This window comes from Limnothrix sp. FACHB-881, from assembly GCF_014698135.1.
GTDB lineage: Bacteria > Cyanobacteriota > Cyanobacteriia > CACIAM-69d > CACIAM-69d > CACIAM-69d.
Map to the genome: position 1 here is coordinate 11,936 of NZ_JACJSN010000018.1, position 17,213 is coordinate 29,148.

Consider the following 17,213-nt stretch of genomic DNA (forward strand, 5'->3'; position numbering starts at 1 on the left):
CACCCGGCGGAATTTCTCTGTGAAATTCTCTGTGTGGAATTTCTCTGCGAAATTCAGTTCTTGGGAGAACTATTCGCTAAAAACCGCTCCACCAAAACGATCGCCGCAATATCATCCACCGGGCGGGGCGGCTGGCGCAGGCCCCGAGGCAGCAACTTTCGCCAACCCCGAGGCGGATAGAGTTCCCAATAGCGATCGCGCGCGGCTAGGGTGCTGTAGCGTTCATCAACCCGTTGGATCGGGGGGGCATCGGGCCAACCCTGTTCCAGACGGCTGACCCAGGCCTTGGAAGTGGTTTGGTCACCCATAATGATGGCCGTGGCTTGGTACTGCTGCTGCCATTGGCGCAATTGCTCGATCGCCCTGTCCGATCGCACCACCTCATGGGCCAAAATCTCGCCACTCGATCGCAGCACCGCCAATCCACATTTGGCGCTGCCCGGATCAAACCCCAAATAAACCGCCCTCAAATCAGCCGCCCTCAAATCAGCCGCCCCTAAATCAACCGCCATAGACTCTCATCGGTTGCGCAGAACCAAAACACAGCAACCCGCCTACTTAGCCGCACCGGCCGCACGCCGTGTCTTGAGGGTGACATTCATACCCTCGCCGGACTGCTCCAACACCAGCAGCGGCGTGGGTTTAGCTTTTTGATCCCAACTGATGGTGACGATGCGCCCCTGGATCGTCGGTTGCCACCGATCGTCATCATCATCCGCCAAACTGAGGTAGCGCTCCAGGCAGTTGATGATTTCCTCGATCGTCCGGGAAGTGGGCTGGGTGGGCAATTTGGTGATGCGCACCTGCACTCGAAACAACACCCGCTTCACCCGCTTCACGCCATCGGTGCAAGTTTCATACTCCACATCAAAGAGCTGATCCACTTGGCGGCCTTGGTTGGTCTGTGCGTTGTTTTGAGTGCCGGCCTGTTGTTGGGTCGGCCGCAGGGCTACGGACACCATGGTTTTGATCTTCATCTTGATCTGATTCACGATCGCGAAGTGGAAGATCTCCTCCTGCATCCGCATTCGCAAGTAATCCAAGTTGAACTCACGAGAATTCACAAGATCGGGATTTGCTTCCATCTTGTGAATGCTTTTGAGGGCTAAGTCAAGGCGTTTTTTGAGTTCACGAACTCGGAATTCTTCTGCACGAATTCTCTTGTGGAGCTTGTCTGTTTCTAGCTTGAAATAAACACCACCAGCGACCAGCAACACTGCCAAAGCGCCACTGCTCATGAGCCACAAATTATTAGCAGGAGCCGGGGTGGTTGGGGCCTGGGCCAGGGGCCCGGCGGGCAAGCTAATGACCGGAATAATGGAGGTCGTCATGACAGGCAATGTTGTCATTGAATGACTCATTGGGCAACTCACAGATACGAATCCTCACGGGCGATCGGTGAATTTGTTGAATTCGATGAATTTTTCGATGAATTTAGAAAATTTCCCGTTTCCCCCCTGTTAGTCAACGGTAACTTTCTTTTGATTAACCCCCTAGAGCCAATCACCGTAGCTGCGGTGCGATCGGGTGGGGGCCAAAACTTCCTAGACGCAGACAAGCACAAAGTTACCCCCCACCGCGACCACTGGCAACGTTGAGAATTGCGAGAATTGTGGTCTGTGGGGCCATGCTGGTTGGGTTGGGTTCCGTGAGCCTGAACCCGTTCGGTTGGAGATAACACCCATCGTTCACATCTAGTCTACATTGGCAATAGAGACGATAGAATAAACGCCTTGGAATATAAGCTTTGAACGTCATTAATAGAAACAATGGATTACACCAGCGGCGGATCGCCCTACGTGTTGTTGGCGGCCGGGGTTGCGGCGGGAGCGCTGTCGGGGTTGGCCTTTGCTAGAAGTTTGCGCGAACAGGGGCGAGTTTGGCTCAAGTCACCCGATCGGGATCCGGCGGCCATGAAAGGGCCTGAGTTGTGGCTCCCGTTTGTGGGGATGGCCGGCGGGGCTGGCTTTTTTTTGGCGGCCACGTTGCAGTGCTTCGCGTTCCCGATCGACCTGTCCTATAAACTTTCCGTGCCGGTGGCGGTGGGCGGAGCGCTGACGGTTTGGTGGCAGTTTGGAATTATTTTGCGCCAAATTCAACGGGGCGGCGTGGGGGCGATCGACCTCAATTCGTTGCGCTAGGGCCAGCGGAACCTGCCACCCCATTCAGCCCACGAACAAGGTACTAGCGGAGGGTGCTAGCGGAGAGCGCTAGTTGATGATGTTTGCTAGGCGATCAAACACTTGCGCGACCACCCGCTGGGCTTTTTCATCCAGCCGATGCCAGTCCACATCCCCATCCTCCCCAATCAAATCCAAATCAATGGTGACCATCACCTCATCGCCCGCACTGAGGGTGCTGAGGGCTTGGTAGTCGCGGAAGCAAATGCTGTAGCACAGTTCCCACACGTCAACGCGCGTGGACTGGCCATCGTGCTCGAGGGTGAACCAATAGCCCGGATAGGGTTGTGGCAAGTCATCCAACGCCGCCGTAATTTCCGCCGCCCGTTCGCCGCTGGCGGTGGTTAGTTCCTGCTGCAAGAGGGTGACACGGGTTTGGATTTCTTCAGACGTGCCGTAGGGAAAGACGGGAAATTCTTCGTAGGTTCCTTTCCAGCCGGAAGATTCCAGTTGCTTGCGAATGTTGTCGATCGTTCGCAGGAAGGCTGGCTGCATCAGTAACTCAGCCCGATACCAATCGTTTAAATCTGTTAATTTGGGACGCATCTGCTGTCGATGAACCGTCAAAACTGCAATACAAAAAACTGACTAGAACACCTAGCTTATCCGCTCTGGTCATTGGCGCGCATCTCTCGATTCTGACGGCACTGATTGCTCGGTCTGATGAACTGCTTGGCGATTCTTTTTTAGGTGGTCTATGCCCTCGATCGCCCGTAAAAATCTATTTGAAGATATTCCGCGCCTGTTGGTGGCCCAAGCGGGAATTCTGTTTGCCGTGAGCCTGGTGACGATCCAAACGGGCGTGTTTCGCGGCTTCACAGAATCCACATCGCTGCTGGTCGATCGCTCCAAGGCCGATATTTGGGTCACGTCCAAGGACTTGGTGCATTTGGAACTGACCCTGCCCCTGTCCTTTGACCACCTGAGCCGTGTCCAGCGGTTGGCGGGGGTGGAACGGGCGGAGCCGCTGATTTTTGGCAAAGTGCTGTGGCGCGCCCCCAGCAATCGGATTGAGTCGGTGATTACCTTGGGCTATCAGCCGGATGGGGTGTTATTTCAACCTTGGAACCTGACCCAAGGCCGAGCAGCCGAAGTTCAACAACCCTACCGGGCAATCACCGACGTAACGAATCTTCGGAAGTTGGGGCTGTCGCGGGTGGGCGATCGGGGCACGGTGGGTTCCACCCCATTGCAAGTGGGCGCGGTGGGCCAGGGGCTGCAATCGATCGTGTTCAGCCCGTTTTTGTTTATGTCTGCCGTTTCGGCCAACAGCCTGCTGAGTGCTGGGCGAGAATCGCGGTTGACCTGTAGTGTGCAGCCCGATGGGGGACTGGATTGTGTGAATCGGGTCAGCCCCAAAACCGCCGGAGCCGATCGCCCCGTGCCACCTCGATCGCTCAATGCATCCGACCCGGTGAACTTTATTTTGGTGCGGGCCAAGCCGGGCAGCTCGATCCCAGACCTCCAGCGCCGCATTGAAGCGGCCTTGCCAGACTCCCGAGCCTTCACCCGCGCGGAGTTGTCCCGCCTCTCGCAAACCTACTGGCGCGATCGAACGGGCGTGGGGTTTATCTTGACCCTTGGGGCGATCGTCGGGGCGATCGTGGGCATCGCGATCGTGGGCCAAATTCTTTACGCCTCCGCCAGCGAGCGCGTCCGCGAATTCGCCACCCTCAAGGCCATGGGCGCTTCCAGTTGGGTTTTGCGCGGCATTATTGTTGAACAGTCCCTTTGGATGGCCGTCTTGGGATATTTACCCGGCATGGGCCTTTGTTTGGGCGTGGCGCAATTTGCCACCACAGCCGGTGTCGTCATTGCCATTACGCCCCTCAGCGCCTTTTTGACCTTTGGCGTGACGGTGGTGATGTGTGTCAGCTCGGCCCTGTTTGCCATTCAAAAGGTTAATCGCATTGACCCCGCCGTGGTTTTCAAGGCCTAGAAAGAGCCATCATGACCCGGCGATTGCGCTAAGATGCGATCAATCAGTGTGCGCCCCAGTGTGCCCCATCCTTAGCCATTCATGAGTGATTCATTAATCATGAATCAGTTTTGCATGAGTTACTGATCGGTCATTCGTGGTTGTTTTCGGTTTTAATGATTCGCAATTCATATCAATCAGCATTCTTGAGTCAATCAAGACAAATCAATTAAAAAATTAATTGGAAACTAATCGATCGCCCCATTACCCAATCTTTGCTTCATTATCGTTTTCTCGTTTCTTGAAAATCAGCTTAAGATTGCTTTAATATTACTTCTATATTTTCTCGTTTCTTTCTTGCAATAAAATGCTTTCTCTGATTGTTTTGTTGATCATCATCTTAGTCATTTATTTCATATCTTCTGGCAATTGAGGATCACTCTATGTTTTGATTAACTTTGCTTTTGAGTCGCCTGTGAGTGATTTTTGACCTGTTTTCGGCTTGCTTTTCCCATTGGGCTATTTTTGTAGCCGCTTCTGAAATTGTCTGTCATGGACGGAAATAAATGACTCCCCGTGGCTGAAACTGGAGATATCGATCGCCTGGAGTCGCGAATTCCCAAAATTTCCCCCAATCCTGGGCAACCTTGAAAATAGACAATTCTAAAATGGAGAGCTATAGACAATTAATGAAGTGGTTAACGGGCCTCCTGTTCCCGATCGCCAAGAACTGATCGATTAGTCACCTCGGCCAGGTCGGTTAACCGCTTACACTAAGCTCTACCCCACCACCCACCTCGATCGAATCGGTATCATCTCCCATCCTTAAACCAGCCGTTTCCCCCATGACCGCGTCTACCAATTTCACGACTGCGCCCGCTTTAACCGCTCCGGTGTCGCCACCCCTGATCCGTCGCGATCGCTGCCATGAGGGCAAAGGCGATTGTACTTGGGCGATCGACGCGCGGCATGTTGACATGCGCTACAGCGGTGGCGATGAAGCCATCCATGTGCTGAAGGATGTGAGCCTGCGGGTGAAGCGGGGGGACATTCAATTGCTGATGGGGCCGTCGGGGTCGGGCAAAACCACGCTGCTGTCAATTTTGGCGGGCATTTTGACCCCCACCAGCGGCCATGTGGATCTGCTGGGCCAGGCAATTACCCAGTTGGCTCCAAAGCAGTTGGCTAATTTCCGGCTCCAAAATATTGGATTTGTGTTTCAGGGGTTCAATCTGTTCCCGGCCCTGTCGGCGGCGGAAAACGTGGAAGTGGCCCTGAATTTAAAGGGCATTCGCGGCCCCCAGGCCAAGAAGATGGCGCGAAAGTTGCTCGATCGCGTGGCCTTGAGCCATCGAGCGGATCATCTGCCCAAGGTGATGTCGGGTGGGGAAAAACAACGGGTGGCGATCGCCCGGGCCTTGGCGGGCCATCCACCGCTGATTTTGGCCGATGAACCAACGGCCGCGTTGGACTCCCGCAATGGTCATGGGGTGATGGAACTGTTGCGGAGTTTGGCCAAGGAAGATGGCAGCACGATCGTGATTGTGACCCACGATCCCCGAATTATGGATATTGCCGATCGGGTGGCCCACTTGGAAGATGGCGAATTGAGCAATTGAGCTGAGCAATTAAGCTGAGTAATTGAGCTGAGCAATTAGGGGCAACTCCGCACGGGTTTTGGCTATTTGCCCAATTTGCCCATGGCGCGATCGGCTTCTTGCTGTAACTGTTGGCGACCGTTGCGAATGACCCGCAGCATGTCGCCCAGTTGTCGCTCAATGCTGCCCAAGACCCGATCGGCATAATCATCGGCCCCATCTTGGATGGCTTCGCATTCCGAAATGGCGGCCCGCCGCATTTCTTCCAGCTCAGCGGCGGCGGCCTGGCGCGTCTGGTCTAATTCATTCAGCAGCCGATCGCGTGCGGCCTGGCATTCTTCTTCCACTTGCTGCCGAATGGAGTCTGCTTCTAGTTGGGCATGGCGCACCAGCTCCGTTTCGGAAATGGCGCGGGCGGCCTGCTGTTTGGCCCCTTCGATGATGTCTTTGGCCTGCTGCTGGGCTTCAAAGAGAATTTGCTCCCGTTGCCGCACGATCGCCTCGGCCTCCCGGAAGGCGGCGGGCAAATTCAGCCGCACTGAATCCAGTTGATCCAGCAACACTTCCTCATCCACCAAGGTGCGTCGCCCGAAGGGAATGCGGGGACTGTCCAGCACAATTTCTTCGAGCCGATCGAGGGCCCGTTGCACATCAAAACCGCTCGATCGTCCCTGGGAACTCGCCGCCGATTGCGTCTCATTCGCTGCTGGTTCCGCCGCCGAAGCTGCCGAATCCGCTACGGGCTGGGGGGCGAAACCAGAGGCATCTGAGGAAAACATCGCTGAATCTCCGCAACAACAGGATCGGGAACGAGGCGATCGACCGGGCCACCAAAGCGGGCGATCTCTTTCACCAAGCTACTACTCAAAAAACTATACTCATTGCGCGTTGCCAAAAAGACGGTCTCGATCGCCTCGGAGAGCGTCTTGTTGGTATGGGCCATTTGCAGCTCGTACTCAAAATCCGACAACACGCGCAATCCCCGTAATAATACGGTTGCCTTTTGTTGTCGAGCGTACTCCACCGTCAAACCATTGAAGGTATCGACCTTAACATTGCTTAAATGGCTGGTCGATCGCTCAATCAGTTCAATCCGTTGGGCCACCTCGAACAGGGGTTGTTTATTGGGATTGCGCAACACCGCCACAATCACCTGATCGAACAGTTGGCAGCCTCGCTCAATGATATCCAAATGCCCCAAGGTGATGGGGTCAAAACTCCCCGGATAGATCGCCCTGACACCCATATGGTCTCTGCTCTAGCTCAATTGGATCAGAAAATTCAGAGGACTTAGCAAATTTACTTCAGGAATTGGGGTTCAGCATTCACGGAGTCTGCACCCGTTCTAGATATTGCGCCGTCAGCAGATAAGCCCCATTGGCAAACCGAATGGCCCAACAGTTCCCGGGCCGGCAACCCAACACCGTTCCCAAGTCCCCGATCGTCAAAACCGACGGCGGCCGCAACATGGGCATGGGTTCCGCCGTTTTGACGTAGGGCGGCAGGGCCACAAGCCGTACCCGATCGCCCGCGGCCAGGGTGAAACGGTCAGAGTCTTGCAATTCGCTCATAGGTCAGGAATCAGGTTAGGACGCGGGTTTGCACGCGGTTCGGGACTGGAGTTGAGGTCTGAATCGAGATTTAAATCGGGATTGGAATCGAGAGCTAGCAAATTGGGATGGCTGAATGAAAACTCAACCGAACCCGATCGCCCCTTCCCCCCGTCCAGACTAGCACCCGGCTTTCAGTGGCTGACCCGTTGCAGACGAATCGCCCCTAGCGCCTATCGCAAGCCGGTATCGCAAGCCGGTATCGCAAGCTGGTATCGCAAGCTGGCATCGCAAGCTGGTATCGCAAGCTGGCATCGCAAATTTGTATTCTTGCTTTCAGTTGTTTGTGCCGGTTGATTGCCCACCGGTTTTGCCATGACGGTCGATCGCCCTTTGCCCGCCGAACCTACCAAACCCCCAAGGTTTCGGTGCTTAGACCTGCTGCGGGGCCTGGCGATCGCAGCCATGATCTTGGTGAACAATCCGGGCAGTTGGGCCCAGGTTTATCCCCCCCTGCTCCACGCCGAGTGGCACGGCTTCACGCCCACAGATTTGGTCTTTCCGCTGTTTTTGTTCGTGGTTGGGGGAGCCATGGCCTTCTCCTTGGGGCGCGTGGCGGAAAAGGCCCCACTCGATCGCCCCCAACAGCGGCAAATCCATCGCAAATTGCTGCAACGGGTGCTGATTTTATTTGGCTTAGGCTTAGCCCTGAATGCCTCCACACTGTTGATGCGGACTTGGTTTGAAGGGGCCCCGCTCCTGTGGGAAAAATGGCGAATTTTGGGTGTTTTGCAGCGAATTGCCTTGGCCTATGGTGCTTCGGCGCTCCTGGTTTTGCACTGCTCTCGACGGGCCCAAGCGATCGCCGTGGCGGGCCTGTGGTTGGGCTATTGGGCCCTGTTGAGCACCACGCCGCTCACGCCTGATGGTTCGATCGTCGGTTGGGTCGATCGAACCCTGCTCGGCGCAAGTCATCTCTACCAACTCACCCTGAATCAACAAACCGTGGCCTTTGACCCGGAAGGACTGTTGAGCACCCTCCCCGCGATCGGGTCTACCCTAGCGGGCTATTGGGCGGTGCAGTGGCTGAAAACCCAGCCCATCAAAGCCCTCACCGCCTGGCGCTTGACGGGGGCCGGCGTAGGGGCGATCGCCCTGGGTCGGCTCTGGGATTTGGCGCTACCGCTGAATAAGCAACTTTGGACCAGTTCCTATGCGCTCTATGCCGCCGGTTGGTCGATCGTCTTGCTCGCAGGGTGCTATGCCCTCACGGAAATCCGGCGCGCCCACGGCATTAGCCGCCCCTTTGAAATTTTTGGGATGAACGCAATCACGGCTTTTGTGGGTTCCGGGTTGGTGGGTCGGCTGCTGAACCGCACCCACATTGGCAGCGGCCCCGATGCCCCCAGCACCTACCAATGGCTCTATCAAACCCTGTTCGCTTCCTGGGCGGGCCCCATGAGCGGCTCGCTGCTGTTTGCGATCGCGATGGTGCTGCTGTGGTGGTTGGCCATGTATGGGTTCTATCGCCGGGGCTGGTTCCTGAAGGTTTGAGGGTTGAGACCGCGACGGGTATGGGCTGGCAACGTTGAGAATTGGGGAATTTGCAGAGCAATTAGCAACCCGATCGACCCGATCGTCGCGCCTCATTTCCCACTCATCTGGGACTCATCTTGCCCGCCTACCTTGGTAAATGTGGACAGGCAACCCAGCAACTCCAACCAGCGCGATCGCCTCAAACCTTGTTGTGTAGAGACCCTGTGGATTCCTCAGGGGTGCTGCCTTGCCGTCGCCACGCCAGGTTTCTCAGTGTCACCCAATCTTTAGGTTCCAAGGACTGAATGGTTATGAAACGGACTGTTGTAGCGTTGGTTTTGGCTATGAGCGCGATCGCCCCGGTTGCTGCCATGGCCGTTGCACAAACCCCCTCTGCCACCCTAGCCCAGCAAAGCCGCGTCACCCTGCCCAAACAGTCAACCAGGGTGCTCAAGTCCGGAAACTTCATGGCCCTGGAGCATCCCACCCAAGGCACAGCCCGAATCGTGATGGAAGGCTCTCAGAAAATTCTGGAATTTGGCAACAACTTCCGCAGTGACAGCGGCCCAGCTCTGAGGGTGGTGTTGCATCGATCTGCCCGACCGGGAATGCAACTAACGGAAGGCCAATACGTGGTGTTGAGTGCGTTGCAAAAAACCTCCGGTTCCCAACGTTACGTGATCCCCAACAATCTCAATTTGGCGCAATACCAATCCGTGGCCATTTGGTGCCAACAGTTCAATGCCACCTTTGGGGCCGCAACGTTGAACTAGGATTCCGTTGATTTTGAAGTTGTGAATCAGAGCCACACCCAACCCAATTGGCATCCAGCGATTTAGCACAATGTCGCTCATGGCTAAGTAGCTAATGGCCAAGTGATGAGCGGCCAGTGCCAATGGATCGTCAACGAATTAAGTAATCGGCCAGGGCTTGGGCATGGTTCCACCATCGGGGGCCGCCCACCCAGTTGCGGGAAGGCAAATGCCCGATCGGGGCATCGGCTCGAAACTGAAAGGTCTCGTCTCGGGTGTCGGAGCGGCTGCCGGGCCAACCAACCGTCTGGCAAAACTGGTTATAGTCCCGGCTTTGAAGGATCAGGCGGCTTTGGATCATCAGCCCAAAACGGCCGTGACTGTAGTGCATCCACAGCAGGTCGATCGCCAGCAAATCGGGCCGGCTGAGGCGGGGAATGTCGCCCACTTGCACAAAACGCCGTCGCCCGTCCAGTTGCTGACAGAGCAGTTGGCGGCTTAGTTCGTCGGCCTGTTGCCATTCCCCGGTGGCTAAGAGCCGCTCTAGGGGGTGGTAATCGAGGCCCGCCACGGACACCACCACGCCCCGATCGCACAGGGGAGTTTTGATCAGTCGGGATGGCAACAACCGATTTAGCCAAGGGGGTTGGGGCGCGGACAGGCTGGGCAAGGGGCGAAAGGGCGGCTGGTTGCTGCTGCCCAAGCCGGTTTGGGTGGGCACTTCGTTGCTAGGCCGTCGTAGGGGAAAGGTGGTGATGGTGGGTTGGTCGTTGGGGGATGCGGCGGGCCGATCGACTCGTGCTCGTTGCTTTTCGGGGGTTGGCGCTGGCTGGGGCGATCGATCCAAAGCGGCCAACATGTCGGCGGCGGTGGCGTAGCGCTGACCGGTGGCTCGGGTAACGGCGCGATCGAGCACCGTCCCCAATCGGGGCGGGATCGTGACCCTTGGGGGCAAAAAATCTCGCCAAACCCAAGCATCGCTGGTGCTGTCGCGCAGCATGAAGGGCGACACCCCCGTTAGCAACCGCAAGCAGGTAACACCCAAGCTATAGAGATCGCTGGCGGGCAGAGCTTTGCCGGCCAGTTGCTCCGGGGCGATATATTCCGGGGAGCCAATCACCGTGCCGGTTTTGTCCCACCAATAGGGATCAATCACCTTGGCGATGCCGAAGTCGATCAGCACCATCCGCCGATCGCTCAGGCGGCGAATGAAGTTGCTGGGCTTGATGTCCCGGTGTACCACGCCGCGATCGTGCACGAATTGCAAAATTGGCAACACATCCCGCAGCAGGGCTTCAACTTTGCGAGCAGACCAAGGGCCGCCCAGGGCTTCGCGATTTAGGGTGGGCCCTTCGATCCATTCCTGCATTAAGTAAATGGTTTGGTCGGCTTCCACAAAGTCCAAAAACTGAGGAATTTGGGGATGGGATCCGAGATCGGCCAACAGACGGGCTTCGCTGGTGAACAGGCGACGGGCCTTGGGATCTTGCGCAAAGGAACCCACCAACTGTTTGATCACGCAGGGTGGGCGATCGGGCTGGGTTAGGTCTTTGGCCAAAAAGGTGTAGCCAAAACCGCCCCGCCCGATCGGGGATTGGGGCAAGTAGCGATTGCCCAGCCGCAGCGGTCGGCCACAGGCAGCACAGTTCGCTGCATGATCGTCATTTTCGGGGGCCGTGCAACGGGAGTTTAAGCAGTAGCTCATGACGGGGGATGTGGATGCAAACCAGGATCTGAATCTTGGTGGCTACCGAGTTCACCGATTAACCAATAGGTGATCATTTCGCCTTTGCCCTTCACAGCAATTGTGCCCCGTTGCTCCAAGTGGAAATAGCTGTGCAGGCGATCGAAGGCCGCTTGGCTCACTTGAATTCGCCCCGGCTGCCCCAGGGTTTCCATCCGGCTGGCCACATTCACCGTGTCGCCCCAGAGGTCATAGACCAGCTTTTTCATCCCAATCACCCCGGCTACGGCGCTGCCGCTGTGGATGCCAATTCGCAACCGAAAAGGGCTGCCATCGGGCTTGCGATATTGCCCGATCGCCTGTTGCATGGCCAGGGCTAAATGGGCGATCGCAAAGGCGCTGTTCGATCGGGGCTTGGGCACACCGCCCACCACCATGTAGGCATCCCCGATCGTCTTGATTTTTTCCAGGCCGTATTGCTCCACCAGATCATCAAAGGTGCAAAACACATCATTCAGGAATTGCACCACCACCGTGGGTGGGTGCTGGGCGGCAAAGCTGGTGAAATCCACGAGATCCGCAAACAAAACGGTCACATCGTTGAAGGTTTCCGCCACGGTTTGGGAGCCGCTGGCCAGTTGTTCCGCCACACCAGCGGGCAAGATGTTGTGTAATAGGTCGTTGATGCGATCGGTCTGGGCCGCCAGTTCAGCCGTGCGGCGGGCCACGCGCTGCTCTAGTTCACGGTTGAGGGCCGCGAGCGATCGCGCCGATCGGGAGCGCTCGGATTCCGCCGCCGACAGCACCATCGAAGTAATCGTGATTACGCCCAAAAAGGCCTGCAAAAACAGCACCGCCTGTTGGGTGCTGCTGGCTTTGGCCACAAAGGGGCCCATCCCAAAGGCCGTGCCCCCGATCGCGATCGCTGAAATCAGAAATGACCCCACCGCTGCGGCCCTTGGCCCAAACTGCATCCCCGCCCACACCACCAGGGGAAAGGGCAAATATTCCAAAGGATAGCGAGCAATATCCGCCTCCGTTTGGGCCCAAAAGACAATGCCGCTACTGCCGAGTAATAGCCCGAGCCAAAGGGTGCGCAGGAGCGATCGGCGCGTGCTTTTGTGTCGGCGCAGGCGGGTGATCCGTTGCCAATCTTGTTGCTGGAGTTGGGCCACCATCAAAATCAGCGGCACAAAGACCAATATCCCCATGGCATCGCCCAAAAACCAGCCCCAACGCACCGTCGCAAACTCCGACCAAGGCAAGTTGCCGGTTAAGCACAGGGCCAGCACACCGCAGGTGCAATTAATTTGGGGGGCAATCAGCACACCGCTGACCAAAAACTTCAGTACATTCGACACGCGATCGAACACATTGCTGCCCCCCAGCCGCCGAAAAAGCCACACCCCAAGGACAGCCTGAACCGTTGCGCCCGTGCAGCCAAACAGTCCCAACAGGGGAATGGTGATCCCTGAGTGGATCAGGTCATAGAAATTGATGCCGAGGGCGATCGCCGGCCACAGCCGAAAGCCGCCCAACATCAGGGCCGCTTGGGCAATGCCGGCCGAGGGCCAAACCGCCGTGCCAATTTGGTGCAACCCCGGCAGGGACACGGCCACGTAGGCCGCGAGTCCGTAGGCGATCGCCACCACAATAATTGACCCGACCAGTTCTCCTCGGGAGCCGGGTTGCGCAAGTTTCCCAAATTTAACCAGCCAGCGATGATTCAAAATCCGTTGGGCGCTTGCTTGGGGAGCCTAGTGGGGAGGGAGCGATCGGGGGTGGATCGGACGCAATGCTAATGGAGATCCTAATGCGAGAAACGCTGAAGCATCGATCAAGGCCGGCGCTGGAAAATCGGGATAAGGACGATGAGTTCCTGGATTAGTTCATGAGCGGGGCATTTTCAATCATGAATTAGTCAGATCATGAACTAGGTCTCATGAGTTGGGTCACGAGTTGAGTAATTGGATTGGGTGATTGGATTGGGTGATTGAGATTGGCTGATCGCCCAAAATGGCCATCACCAAACGACCAGAATCAGGATGGCTATCAGATTCAATGGCAGTTGACAGAACACCAAGCCTTGGGGATGATGGTAAATCGGCGCTTAGTCAGCCAACGACGACCTAGCGACCCCCGATCGCCCCACTTGTTTGAAACGGCTGCGATCGCGTCGCGTTGCAATCTTGCTCGGATCGGGTCGAGCAAAAGCCAGCCTCCGCGCCAGCTACCCGTACGGCAACCCTCATTTTCGGAACTTCCATGGCCTACGCAATTGTTGAAACCAGCGGCACACAACTTTGTGTCGAACCGGGTCGTTTCTATGACGTGAACCGCGTGTTCGCAGAAGTAGACGAAACCGTTACGCTCGATCGCGTTCTGTTGGTTCGCGACGGCGAAACGATCGACATCGGCGCACCCACCCTCGAAGGGGCCACCGTCACCGCCAAAGTGCTGCGCCACTTCCGCGGCCGGAAGATTATTGTTTATAAGATGCGCCCCAAAAAGAAAACCCGCAAAAAGCAAGGTCATCGCCAAGAATTGACCCGTTTGGTGATTGAGTCGATCACCTACGGTGGCAAGACCGTTGCGGCGGAATAAATCGATTGGAAATTGCCTTGGTTCATCTCCATCAGCCCGCTGGTGGTTGCATGGGCCAAGGCGCGATCGAGTGGCAGCCCCCACAGTAGCGAAATTCAACCGAAGTTTTTAGAGGTAGCTCGTCATGGCTCATAAAAAAGGGACAGGTAGTACTCGTAACGGTCGCGACTCTAATTCCAAGCGCTTGGGTGTGAAGCGCTACGGCGGTCAAATCGTCCGCGCTGGAAACATCCTGGTGCGTCAACGGGGCACTCAGTTCCACCCCGGCAACAATGTGGGTCGCGGCAACGATGACACCCTGTTCGCCTTAGTGGATGGTGTGGTGACCTTCGAGCGTCGCGGCAAGAGCGGCAAAAAGGTCAGCGTTTATCCCGCTGCTGCTGCTGTCGAAGCCTAGGGACTTTTTCCGTCTCTCAGCATCGCTCATTAGATTGACCTTTGAGGGGCGATCGAGCGATCCAAGATCAGAACATTCAGCCATCATTGGGCGAATTTTTTGAACTCTGGATCTAAGGCTCGATCGCCCCTTAAGTCATGGCTGGATCGATTGCGGCTCCCATTTGCAGCAATCGAGCGGGAACTTGGGGCATGAGGCCACGGCTCCTAGTCCACCAGCCGCTTAATTTCCCCGCAAACGCGATAAAACTGTCCCCGGGCCGATTCCCGCAACTCGCTCACCACATACTTAGCGCCCTCTTCGCGCACATTGCGGGGAAACTGCACATTCCAATCGGCATGGTAACCAGGGGACAGAACTCGCACTCGCAACTTGTCCCGATCGCGCACACATTGCACCACGATGCCTTCGCCGGGACTGCTGACCCGTTCCACCACATCCGAAACCGCCGTGCCTTCCCCTTGGGGTGCAAGAATTTCAGCCGGTGCGGGAATTTGCCCCTGCTGGGCCGCCTCGATCGCCTCGGGACTCACATCCAAGCAAGCCAAATAGCCATTGGTCGTCACCAAATACAACCGGCGATCGTGCCACTGCATAGACAGGGCCGATCCGCAGCCGCTCGCTAACTTCCAAAGCCGCGTTCCGGTGCGATCGAAACAATAAATTGACGAGCAATTATCCCCCGCAAAAATATATTGCCCCTCCGCATCAGCCGCGCAAGAATAAACCGCTGAATCGCACTGGCATTGGGTTAATAATTCACCCTGTTTGCTGAATTCATAAACCAATTTACTGCTCGTGCCTGCATAAACCGTGGAGCGCCCTTGCCAACCAAATAGCACAGAGCCTTTGGTGGGTTGTTGCCATTGCACGCGCCCTTCCAAAAAGTCATAGCAGGTGATGCCATTGCTGTGGCCGTGGTAGATTCCTTGGTCATCACAACGCACCATCCAACCGGCTTGGCCCGTGGAAAGCCTAGTCCAATTGCGCTCTTCATCTTCCGGGTGAAACAGCGCCACCTGACCATTTTGATCGGAAACGCCTAGCCATCCGTCATAGATATCGAGCCAATAAATGTCGATGTTTTCTTCAATTTCATAGGCCAGTCGCGGCAGTTTTCCCGACAAGTCATAGACATTGCCGTCATCGCAACCGGCATAGAACCATAAATCATCGGCTACCAAACATTTCACGCCGTCGGGTAGCTGAAATTGATTGAGAACTTGGCCTTCCAGGTCAAGGGCAAACACTTGGCCCGATTGATTGCCTACCCAACAGGCGGTGGGGCCGATGAAAATGCCAAAGGCGGCGGCTCCGGAGTTGAATTGCCACAGCACGGGGGCCGATCGGGCGGTGGAACGGCTGCTGGTGACCTGGCGGCGCGTGACGGAACGCTTGGGCCGGCCCCCTTGCACGGCGGGTTCATAGCCCTTGCGCAGTTTTTCTTGAATCTTTTTTTGGGCAGCGGCCTGGGCTTTTTCGGGGGTGGGATAGTCCTGGGTTTGCAGCCGTCCAGAATCCCCGATTCGGCCGTAGCGGATGTTGACGGTGGTGTCTTGCACCGTGACTTCATAGAACTTGTGGGATCCGCCGTCGGCTTCTGACAGCTCCAGGTAGGTGACGGAATGGCTCATGGGGTGGCTGAGGGAGAGTTGAAATCTGCCCGATCGGGGAGACTTGCTCCAACCTAGCTTCTGTGGATGGGTTGATCAACTGATTGCCAATGGGGGGCAATTTGGACGGCAGGATGACTGAATTCCCCGATCGCGCTACCCGATCGCGCTACCCGATCGCGCCACCCGATCGCGCTACCCGATCGCCTCAAATACCTCAAAGGGCCGATTGACTCAGCCAGGCGATCGCCTCGCGAATCCACCGCTCCGGATCGCCTTCCTTGCTGAGGGCGGTTTGCTGGCCCACGGCCTCCAGGGCTTGGGTCACTTCCCGATCGCTGTAGCCCAAAGCCAAAAGGGTCATTTCCACATCTTCCCGCACCAGCCCCACCGGCCCGGCCGCGGGCGTGGTGGACAGCCCCGACTGATCGCGCCATTCCGCCAACTTGGTCTTTAGTTCTAGGGCAATTCGGCCGGCGGTTTTGGGGCCAATGCCGGGGGTTTTTGCCAGCAGGTTGGCGTTGCCGCTGACGATCGCTTGGATTAGCACCGGTAATTCCAGGCGATCGAGCAGGGCGATCGCTAACTGCGGCCCCACACCATTCACGGCAATCAGTTGACGAAACAGATCCCGCTCCGCCACCGTGGCAAACCCGAACAGCAACCATCGATCGTCTCGCAGTTGCAAATGGGTGAAAACCTGTACCGTTTCGCCAATCATCCATTCCATGGTCGATCGGGGCAACAGTTGCACTTCATAGCCCACCTGAGCCACATCCAACAGCCCGATCGCCCGATTGCCCTGCACCTGAAGGGCCAAAACCTGACCACGTAACGATCCAATCATTCGCGCCTCATTCGCGCCTATTTACCCACCATCACCGGCCGCACCGGTTGGGGCCGCTCCGTCACCGTCGTGGGGCCGCAGCTCCGGTATTCATAGGCATCGCAGGGCGCATAGCAATTGTTGGGCCGCCAGCATTCAGAAGCCCACAGCAGCGGCCGCCACAGGCAGGAGCCATCTGGGCATTCCTGCAAAGCCGGTGACAACAACTGCAACACGATTAGATAGGACACCACACCCATGAATATGCGCGTACCGACAAACATTGCAATTCACCTCCTCTGTTAGGGCTATTGCTAGGGCGATCGATTGGGGCCATCCTACCCTAATCGTCCTAGCGGGTTCGAGGGAGTTTCGCCACCCATTGGGGCCAGAACTCCCGGATGGTTTCAGGCTTGAGCTTAGGCAGGCTTAAGCTTAGGTTTGAATCACCGGAATTTTTGCAGCACTATTCAACGCCTCTAGGGCTTCTTCAGTGCGTTCTTCTCGTTTCAGCTCGGTGAGATCGCCATTCAGGGCATGATCTAAATTCTGATT

General features: G+C 56.5%; 18 protein-coding genes. 7 read left to right on the plus strand and 11 right to left on the minus strand.

Translation table 11 applies throughout. The features are described from left to right. Positions 1-53: 53 nt before the first annotated feature. Both ruvX and H6G52_RS15030 read right to left on the minus strand, forming a co-directional pair. Positions 54-512: a Holliday junction resolvase RuvX gene (ruvX, locus tag H6G52_RS15025; RefSeq protein WP_190529385.1), complete on the minus strand. Its 459-nt coding sequence runs from the start codon at positions 510-512 to the stop codon at positions 54-56. Between the two features lie 42 nt (positions 513-554). Next, on the minus strand, positions 555-1,331 hold the full coding sequence (locus H6G52_RS15030) for a hypothetical protein (RefSeq protein ID WP_099533240.1): 777 nt from the start codon (positions 1,329-1,331) through the stop codon (positions 555-557). Between the two features lie 438 nt (positions 1,332-1,769). Between H6G52_RS15030 and H6G52_RS15035 the strand changes: the two genes are divergently transcribed. Then, positions 1,770-2,141, plus strand: a complete 372-nt coding sequence (locus tag H6G52_RS15035; RefSeq protein ID WP_190529387.1) for a hypothetical protein — start codon at positions 1,770-1,772, stop codon at positions 2,139-2,141. A gap of 69 nt (positions 2,142-2,210) precedes the next feature. Here H6G52_RS15035 and H6G52_RS15040 read toward each other — a convergent pair whose 3' ends face one another. Further along, on the minus strand, positions 2,211-2,747 hold the full coding sequence (locus H6G52_RS15040) for a hypothetical protein (protein WP_242026418.1): 537 nt from the start codon (positions 2,745-2,747) through the stop codon (positions 2,211-2,213). 130 nt (positions 2,748-2,877) lie between these two features. Between H6G52_RS15040 and H6G52_RS15045 the strand changes: the two genes are divergently transcribed. After that, positions 2,878-4,119, plus strand: coding sequence for an FtsX-like permease family protein (locus H6G52_RS15045; protein ID WP_190529389.1), 1,242 nt, complete (start codon positions 2,878-2,880; stop codon positions 4,117-4,119). Between the two features lie 956 nt (positions 4,120-5,075). Then, positions 5,076-5,717, plus strand: a complete 642-nt coding sequence (locus H6G52_RS15050; RefSeq protein ID WP_347343148.1) for an ABC transporter ATP-binding protein — start codon at positions 5,076-5,078, stop codon at positions 5,715-5,717. Positions 5,718-5,779: 62 nt separating this feature from the next. Here H6G52_RS15050 and H6G52_RS15055 read toward each other — a convergent pair whose 3' ends face one another. The 3 genes from H6G52_RS15055 to sipA all read right to left on the minus strand — a co-directional run bounded on the left by H6G52_RS15055 (position 5,780) and on the right by sipA (position 7,267). Further along, positions 5,780-6,475: a DivIVA domain-containing protein gene (locus H6G52_RS15055; RefSeq protein ID WP_190355007.1), complete on the minus strand. Its 696-nt coding sequence runs from the start codon at positions 6,473-6,475 to the stop codon at positions 5,780-5,782. Beyond that, entirely contained in the window at positions 6,433-6,942 is a 510-nt protein-coding gene (gene coaD, locus H6G52_RS15060; protein ID WP_099533235.1) for a pantetheine-phosphate adenylyltransferase, read from the minus strand. Before coaD ends, H6G52_RS15055 begins: the two co-directional genes overlap by 43 nt. Before the next feature lie 79 nt (positions 6,943-7,021). Continuing rightward, a complete protein-coding gene (sipA, locus tag H6G52_RS15065) occupies positions 7,022-7,267 on the minus strand; it encodes a regulatory protein SipA (RefSeq protein WP_099533234.1) in 246 nt (81 codons plus the stop codon). A 354-nt stretch (positions 7,268-7,621) separates the two neighbouring features. On the opposite strand from sipA, the gene H6G52_RS15070 reads away from it, so the two are divergent. Together H6G52_RS15070 and H6G52_RS15075 are read left to right on the plus strand one after the other, a co-directional pair. Then, positions 7,622-8,800 carry an acyltransferase family protein gene (locus H6G52_RS15070; RefSeq protein WP_190355008.1) on the plus strand — a complete coding sequence of 393 codons (1,179 nt, stop codon included), beginning with the start codon at positions 7,622-7,624 and terminating at the stop codon, positions 8,798-8,800. A gap of 293 nt (positions 8,801-9,093) precedes the next feature. After that, positions 9,094-9,555: a DM13 domain-containing protein gene (locus H6G52_RS15075; RefSeq protein WP_099533232.1), complete on the plus strand. Its 462-nt coding sequence runs from the start codon at positions 9,094-9,096 to the stop codon at positions 9,553-9,555. Positions 9,556-9,685: 130 nt separating this feature from the next. Here H6G52_RS15075 and H6G52_RS15080 read toward each other — a convergent pair whose 3' ends face one another. Beyond that, the gene (locus tag H6G52_RS15080) at positions 9,686-11,239 is read right to left on the minus strand and encodes a serine/threonine-protein kinase (RefSeq protein WP_190529393.1); all 1,554 of its coding nucleotides are present in this window, start codon (positions 11,237-11,239) and stop codon (positions 9,686-9,688) included. Further along, on the minus strand, positions 11,236-12,948 hold the full coding sequence (locus H6G52_RS18620) for an adenylate/guanylate cyclase domain-containing protein (RefSeq protein WP_242026419.1): 1,713 nt from the start codon (positions 12,946-12,948) through the stop codon (positions 11,236-11,238). Before H6G52_RS18620 ends, H6G52_RS15080 begins: the two co-directional genes overlap by 4 nt. 535 nt (positions 12,949-13,483) lie before the next feature. Between H6G52_RS18620 and rplU the strand changes: the two genes are divergently transcribed. Together rplU and rpmA are read left to right on the plus strand one after the other, a co-directional pair. Beyond that, the gene (gene rplU, locus H6G52_RS15090) at positions 13,484-13,822 is read left to right on the plus strand and encodes a 50S ribosomal protein L21 (protein WP_099533282.1); all 339 of its coding nucleotides are present in this window, start codon (positions 13,484-13,486) and stop codon (positions 13,820-13,822) included. Positions 13,823-13,946: 124 nt separating this feature from the next. Further along, on the plus strand, positions 13,947-14,219 hold the full coding sequence (gene rpmA / locus H6G52_RS15095; protein ID WP_099533229.1) for a 50S ribosomal protein L27: 273 nt from the start codon (positions 13,947-13,949) through the stop codon (positions 14,217-14,219). A gap of 206 nt (positions 14,220-14,425) precedes the next feature. Here the strand turns inward: rpmA and H6G52_RS15100 are convergent, their stop codons facing one another. From H6G52_RS15100 to H6G52_RS15110, 3 genes are all read right to left on the minus strand, one after another. Continuing rightward, the gene (locus H6G52_RS15100) at positions 14,426-15,853 is read right to left on the minus strand and encodes a WGR domain-containing protein (protein WP_190529395.1); all 1,428 of its coding nucleotides are present in this window, start codon (positions 15,851-15,853) and stop codon (positions 14,426-14,428) included. 196 nt (positions 15,854-16,049) lie between these two features. Next, a complete protein-coding gene (ruvA, locus tag H6G52_RS15105; protein WP_099533227.1) occupies positions 16,050-16,679 on the minus strand; it encodes a Holliday junction branch migration protein RuvA in 630 nt (209 codons plus the stop codon). 17 nt (positions 16,680-16,696) lie between these two features. Then, the gene (locus H6G52_RS15110; protein ID WP_190529397.1) at positions 16,697-16,942 is read right to left on the minus strand and encodes a hypothetical protein; all 246 of its coding nucleotides are present in this window, start codon (positions 16,940-16,942) and stop codon (positions 16,697-16,699) included. Between the last annotated feature and the right edge of the window lie 271 nt (positions 16,943-17,213).